Source organism: Streptomyces roseus, from assembly GCF_001044425.1.
Lineage (GTDB): Bacteria > Actinomycetota > Actinomycetes > Streptomycetales > Streptomycetaceae > Streptomyces > Streptomyces roseus.
This window is the reverse complement of sequence record NZ_LFML01000076.1, coordinates 22,943-29,433: the sequence shown is the minus strand read 5'-3', so window position 1 is coordinate 29,433 and position 6,491 is coordinate 22,943. Positions and strand designations below refer to the sequence as shown.

Genomic DNA, 6,491 nt, shown 5'->3' with positions numbered 1-6,491 from the left:
AGGTGAACTGGGGGCCACCGTTGAGGCCGACGAACCTCTGGCCGTTGATCTCGAACTCGACGGTCATCACCGCACCCGTCTCGCCCGGCCCGGTCTCGGGGTAGCGGGCGACCCGGCCCAGCTTGCCGTCCTTGAACAGCGATACGTAGTAGTCGGCGGCGGCCTCCGCGTCGCCGTCGAACCACAGGCACGTGGTGAAACCGTTGCTCGTCATGACTGCCTCCAGGCGTGTGCCGGTCGAAGCGGGAGAGCGGCTCGCCCTCCCTCTCCTACTACAGACCGGCCCCGGGCCCGAAATTCATCGGTGGGCCCGGGGCCGGTCGGCAACGCGTCCTGAATGCACCCCGACGGCTTACACCGCCGGCTCGGCCGCCATCGCGAGCATCCGGTCGACGACGCGCGCGGCGGCGCCGCCGTCGTCCAGGTCGCAGAACTCGGCGCGGAACGCGGCCCGCGCCTCCTTGAACTCCGCCCCGATCGCGTCCGCGCCCCGTACGGCCTCGATCAGGCTCGCCGAGTCCGCCAGCAGCGGGCCGGGGGCCTTGGCCTCCAGGTCGAAGTTGAAGCCGCGCAGCGTGGTCCGGTAGTGCTCCAGGTCGTACGTGAAGAGCAGGATCGGACGGTCGGTGAGCGCGAAGTCGAACAGCGCCGAGGAGTAGTCCGAGATCAGCACGTCGGCGACGAGCAGCAGGTCCGTGGCGTCGGGCCAGCGGGACACGTCGACGACGAACCCGTCGCGCACGTTGTCCCGTACCTGCTCGGTCACGTGGTGGTGGCCGCGGATCAGCAGGACGTGGTCCTCGCCGAGCTCGCGCCGCGCCGCGTCCAGGTCGATCTGGAGGTCGAGCTTGTAACCGCCCGACCAGCCCTCGCGGTTCTCGCGCCAGGTCGGCATGTAGAGGACGACCTTCTTGCCCTCGGGCAGGCCGAGCCGGCGGCGGACCTCGGCGATCCGCTGCGCGTCGGGCTTGACGAGGGCGTCCGTGCGCGGGGCGCCCGACTCGATGACCTCGCCCTGGTAGCCGAGGGCCCGCTTGAGCAGGGGCGTCGCGTACGAGCTCGGGGAGGCGAGCAGCGACCACTGGGCGCTGTCGTGCTCCAGCCCCTCGAGGATCTCGGGGCTGGTGTAGTAGTCGTGGATGAAGTCGTGGCCGATCTCCTTGATCGGCGTCCCGTGCCAGGTCTGGACGACGACCTGGCCGGGGCGGCGCTGGAAGCGCCGCGGCACGTTGTCGTTCACGACGTAGTAGCGGGCGCGGGCCAGGACCTCCCAGGCCTCGGTGCTGTCGTACGGCACGGCGCGGGCGGTCGCGGGGACCTCGGCGCGGCCGTCGCGCACCAGCCAGACGTGGTCCAGCTTCTCCCCGCGGCGCAGCAGCTCCTCGTGGATGGCGCGGGGCGAGTCGCCCGCGCCGTTCCCCTGGTGGGTGTCGTAGACGACGATGTCCTTGACCGGCAGGGCGCGCTGGGCCGGGTAGGTCTCGTACCGGGTGACGCGCTGGGCGTACCGGGAGCGGTCGTGCGGGCTGAGCAGCGGGTCGGAGACGATCACCATGCGGTCGTAGAAGCGGGCCTCGACGCGCATCCGGCGGCCGTGGACGGTGATCGCGACCGGTCCGGCGTGCAGGGCGGTGGGCGCGAACTGCACGGGGGCGCCGCGGTCGACGCCGAGCAGGCCCGCGGTGGTGCCGCCCTGGGCGAGCGGGCGCAGGGTGGGCCACCAGCGGCCCGTCGGCAGGGTGGTGCGGCCCGCGTAGGACTCGGGCAGGACGGGCTCGAAGGTGGATTCGAAGCGGTCGCCGTCCCGGGTGACGGGGTAGCTGAACTCGGTGCCGTGCGCGTTGTGCAGGACCAGCTCGTACGGCTCGTCCGCGGGCGCGAGGAGGCGGCCCTTCAGGGTGAGGGTGCCGTCCTGGCCGGCCACCGAGTCGACGAGCGGCGGCGAGGGCTGCACGGAGAGGGTCAGGTGGCCGGTGTTGCCGCGCTTGGCGAAGAGGGTGCGGCCGGTGTCCCCGCCGGTCAGGGGTACGACGAGGCCGTCGAACCCGCCGCGCTCGTCGTGCGCGAGGCGGTGCTCGGAGCCGTCGGCGCCGACCACGGTCAGGCTCCACGGCTCGGGGGCCCACTCGCCGGGCTCGCACTCGGCGTCCGGTACGGCGGCCAGCGCGGCCAGCGGTACGCGCACGGTGAAGGGGATCCGGCCGGCGCCGCCGGAGCCGCTCGCGGCGGCGGTCTCGACGGGGAAGGTGAGGACGGTCGAGGTGGAGACGTGCTCGGCGCGCAGGATGGCGCCGGCGCCGATCTCGGCGGCGAGCTCTCCGCTCACCTCCACGGCGTCCTCGCCGGAGGGGCGGACATCCAGGGCGCGGGCCCGGACGGTCTCGACCTGGATGGTGAGGGCGCCGGTGGCGTTCGGGACGATGCGGACGTCCGGGGTCACCCAGTGGGCGGGCGGGTTCTGGCCGGAGTCGGACTCGCCGCCCTTGAGGCGGGCGCGGTGCAGGCCGCCGGCGCCGGTGACGGCGACGGACGTGGTCCATATGCCGTCGTTCCACTTGCCGCCCGACTGGAAGGCGGTGGGGTCGACGACGGCGGTGAAGCCGGCCCAGTCGGCGTGCCGCAGCGCGAGGTGCGGGGAGTTCACGGTGGCCATCGGGGAGGCGACCGTACGGGCGGTCACGACGGTGCGGCGGCGCTTGCCCCCCTCGCGGAAGACCAGCATCTTGCGCGAGCCGAGGCGGCTCTCCGCGCCGAGGTGGCCGGGCAGCGCGTATCCGCGCAGCAGCAGCTTGCCGTCGCTCCAGACGGCCTGCTCCAGGCGGCTGACGACGCGGCGCTCGCGCGGGCCGAGGGTGAGGATCTTGGCGGGGACGGGCGGACGGCCTTGCAGGAACGGGTAGTCGGCCTGCGGGCGGGCCAGCCCCTTGACGGGGACGCTGTAGGAGTAGTCGCTCTGGTGCTTGGTGAGGGCGATGAAGTCCTCGACGCGGCCTTCGCGGGCCAGGTACGCCTTGAGGCGGTCGGCGACGGTCAGGTCGGACCAGGGGCCGGTACCGATCTCGCGGACGAGACCGCCGACCTCCTTGACGAAGGCGGCGCGGAAGTCGGCTCCGCCTTCACCGACGTACTTGTAGATGAGCGGGAGTTCCTCGCTCAGCACGTTGTAGTCGTAGTCGCGCAGGTAGCGGGCGTACTTGGCGCCCTCCTTGGCCTTGAGGGCCTCGCGGACCAGGCGGACGGAGGTGACGCGGTCGATCAGGGAGACCGGGTCGGTGGAGCGCTGGGTGATGGAGCGCTCGCCGGTCTCGCGCACGCGCCAGTGGTAGACGCAGTCGCTGATGACGTCGACGCTGGAGGCGAAGTAGTGCGCGGGGATGCTGACGGGGGCGTCCTCGTAGAGGATGCCCTCCGGGTACTGGAAGCCGTGCTCGTCCCAGAAGCTGCGCCGGTAGACCTTGTTCCACGCGGTGCGGTCGGTGACCAGCGCCGGGAACTTGGAGATGTGGGTCTTCAGCTGCGTCTTGGCGAAGGCGGCCCGGTGGCCCCAGGACTGCTGCATGCCGACGGAGCGGAACCGCTTCACGTTGCCGCCGGCGAAGTCCGAGCCGGTCTCGTCGAGGGCCGCGATCAGGCGCTCGTAAGCGTAGTCCGGCATCGTGTCGTCACTGTCGACGAAGGCCAGGTACTCGCTGTCCTCGGAGGCGTGGCGGGCGCCCACGTTGCGGGCGGCGCCGAGTCCGGCGTTCTCCTGCATGACGACCCGGAAACGCTTGTCCCGCGCGGCGAAGGCCTTGGCGATGACGGCGCTGGTGTCGGTGGACCCGTCGTCGACGAGGATGCACTCGAAGTCGGCGAACGTCTGGGCGGCAATGGACTCCAGGCACTCGTCGAGGTAGAGCTCGACGTTGTAGACGGGGACGACGATGCTCAGGCGCGGGGGCATGGGTGGCGGGTTCTCCAGCGTTTCAAGCTATTTCGATGATCAGGTGATGAGAGCATCCTACTCGGTAACAGGATGATAAAGTCCCCCCATCCTGGACATATGGTCTGTGACTCCCGGGGCGGACGGCAAAGAATTCAGCCGCCCGCCACCTCAGCGTCGGGCCCGGACCGAACGTGCGCTCAGATTTCGAGCTCCGCCTCGATCTTCTGGAGCTGGTGCCGGGCCATCGCGAGGTTGGCGCGGCCGCGGTCGAGAGCGAGGTAGAGGAAGAACCCCTGGGAGTCACGGCTCTTCATCAGCCGGATCAGGTGGTACTGGGTGCCCAGGGTGATGAGGATGTCCTCGATCTCGTCCTTGAGGCCGAGCATGTCCATGGTGCGGACCTTGGCGCGGACCACGTCGGTGTTGCCGGCCGCGGCCACCGTGAGGTCGAGGTCCTTGCCGCCGCCGATGGTGCCGAGGGCCATGCCGCTGCCGTAGTCGACCAGGGCGGCGCCGATCGCGCCGTCGATGGTGGCGAGGGTCTCCTTGAGGGCGGTCTCCACATTGGCCATGACTGGCTCCTCTTCTTTCTCTGGGTTCCGGCTCTGGGTTCTGGCGAATTCCAGGCGGTTTACTGGTGATTTCAGTGGGTTCTGGCGGTTTTGCGTCCGGTCCGTACCGGTCACGCCTGGTCGGTGCGGATGTGGACGTGCGGGACCTCGGGGCCGCGGCGCCCGAGGACCTGGTCGATGAGCTCTGCGATGCGCAGGCTGGAGCGGCGGGCCTCCAGGTGGAGCCGGCCGACGTTGACGCGGGGTTCCGCGATGAGGGTGAGGACGGCGGCGTCGCCGGCCGCGTAGGTGGCCACGTATCCGTGTTCGCCGCGTACGAGCAGCTCACGGAACCCGCCCTGGCCGGTGCAGTCGCTGAGCCGCTGGGCCACGCCGAGTGCGGCCGCGGTCAGTGCCGCGAGGGACTCCACCTCGGTGGCGGCGCTGTCCTGCGCGAGTACGAGGCCGTCGGCGCTGCCGGCGAGGGCGCCGGTGAGCTGGGGGACGCGGGCGCGCAGCCTGCGGAGCTCGGCGAGTATCTCGGCTTCGGCCTCGGGGGGCACCATCGCCGTGCTCATGTCGGCCTTTCTCCTTTCGGGCTGCCTCCGCTCGGGGCGGTCGGCGCGCTCGGAGCGCAGAGCCGGTCGCAGCGGGAGCCTCACAGGCTTGCCTCCAGTGCGTCGCGTAACCGGCGGAGCAGCGCCACGTCCGGGGATTGGGTCTGGGTGATCCAGTCGGGCAGGGGTGTTTCGACCGGCGCCAGGACCGGCGCGTGCGGGGTCTCGACCAGTCCGGCCGCCGCGAGGCGCCGTACGTCGAGCAGGGTGTGGAAGGCCGGGCGGCCCAGGACCCATGCGAGGTCCGCCGGGGTCCGCACCCCGTCCGCCCTGGCCAGCAGGGTCCGCTGGCGGGCGGTGACGGTCTGGCCGGGAGCGGCGGCCCGGGGTATCACGGGGGAGGTGTCCAGCAGCGGGTACGGCCACACCGCGTCGAGCAGCTCACGCCGGCGGCGGGTCTCGCGCTCGACGGCGGCGGCGGGGACCGAGCGGACGGAGCCGATCCAGTGGGTGGCCCCGCGGCGGAACCGGGAGGGCCCGGTGCCCGGGGACAGGGCGAAGAAGGCCGCGTCGAATATGGCCGCGAGGTGGCAGATCTCCAGTTCGCCGCCGGCCAGGCCCCCGCTGTCCACGAGGAAGCGGGCTACCTGGCGGCGGGCGCCGGCCCGGTCCACGGCCTCGCGCCAGCGTTCGGGGGCGAGTCCGCCGCCGGTGGTGAGGAGGACGTCGAGGCCGGGGGTGGCCGGGCTCTCGGCGTGCACGATGCGGCCGTCCTCCAGGAAGAGGGTGCCGCGGTCGCGCAGCAGGGCGCCGGTGGCGCGCTCGGCGGCGAGCCGGGTCAGCAGGGGCGAGATGGCGACGGCGGTCAGGCCGCCGGCCTGGGCGGGTGTCATCTGAGGACCAGCCCCTCGGCGAGTATGCGGAGTCTGTGCCGGGCGAGGGCGAGGTTGCCGTCGGTGCGGTCCAGCCACAGGTGGAGGAAGACGCTGCTGTCGAAGCTGGTCTCCACGAAGCGCAGGACGTGGTAGCCGGTGCGGGTGGTGACGATGAGGTCCTCCACGGGCAGACCGGGGCCCGCCTGCCCGGGGTCCGGTTCCGATGCGGAATCCGGTGCGGGCTGGGCGAAGGACTCGTACTCGGCGGCCGCCCGGGCCAGCTCGGCGGTCTCGGCGGCGGTGGTCTCGTGGTCGCCGACCGGCGATTCACCGGCGGTGCCGAGGGCAAGTCCACTGCTCCAGTCGACCAGCGCGGCCCCCCGCGCACCGGGCAGGGCCATGGCTTCGAGCAGGCATTCGTCGATCCCGGGCACGCGGGCTCCCCTCCCGGCCAGACGTGCGAGGTGCACGGTCTACGGCGCGACAGGAGGGAACTTACTCACGTTCCACAGTGCGGAAGGGGCTTCTGGCATTTTCCGCGGGAACATGCGCAGAACCGCGCGGCTGCTTGGCCGGAACCCGT

At 71.9% G+C, this 6,491-nt stretch carries 6 protein-coding genes; all 6 read right to left on the bottom strand.

What is annotated here, in order from left to right:
* The coding region (locus ACS04_RS19775; RefSeq protein ID WP_048477990.1) for a VOC family protein at positions 1-214 on the bottom strand (214 nt) is incomplete at its 3' end.
* 138 nt (positions 215-352) lie between these two features.
* A complete protein-coding gene (locus ACS04_RS19770; protein ID WP_048477989.1) occupies positions 353-3,943 on the bottom strand; it encodes a bifunctional glycosyltransferase/CDP-glycerol:glycerophosphate glycerophosphotransferase in 3,591 nt (1,196 codons plus the stop codon).
* A gap of 179 nt (positions 3,944-4,122) precedes the next feature.
* Positions 4,123-4,497: a hypothetical protein gene (locus tag ACS04_RS19765; RefSeq protein ID WP_048477988.1), complete on the bottom strand. Its 375-nt coding sequence runs from the start codon at positions 4,495-4,497 to the stop codon at positions 4,123-4,125.
* 110 nt (positions 4,498-4,607) lie between these two features.
* Positions 4,608-5,054, bottom strand: coding sequence for a roadblock/LC7 domain-containing protein (locus tag ACS04_RS19760; protein ID WP_245236451.1), 447 nt, complete (start codon positions 5,052-5,054; stop codon positions 4,608-4,610).
* 80 nt (positions 5,055-5,134) lie between these two features.
* Entirely contained in the window at positions 5,135-5,926 is a 792-nt protein-coding gene (locus ACS04_RS19755; protein WP_048477987.1) for a DUF4388 domain-containing protein, read from the bottom strand.
* Positions 5,923-6,342, bottom strand: a complete 420-nt coding sequence (locus ACS04_RS19750; protein ID WP_048477986.1) for a hypothetical protein — start codon at positions 6,340-6,342, stop codon at positions 5,923-5,925. The genes ACS04_RS19755 and ACS04_RS19750 overlap by 4 nt, the downstream gene beginning before the upstream one ends.
* Between the last annotated feature and the right edge of the window lie 149 nt (positions 6,343-6,491).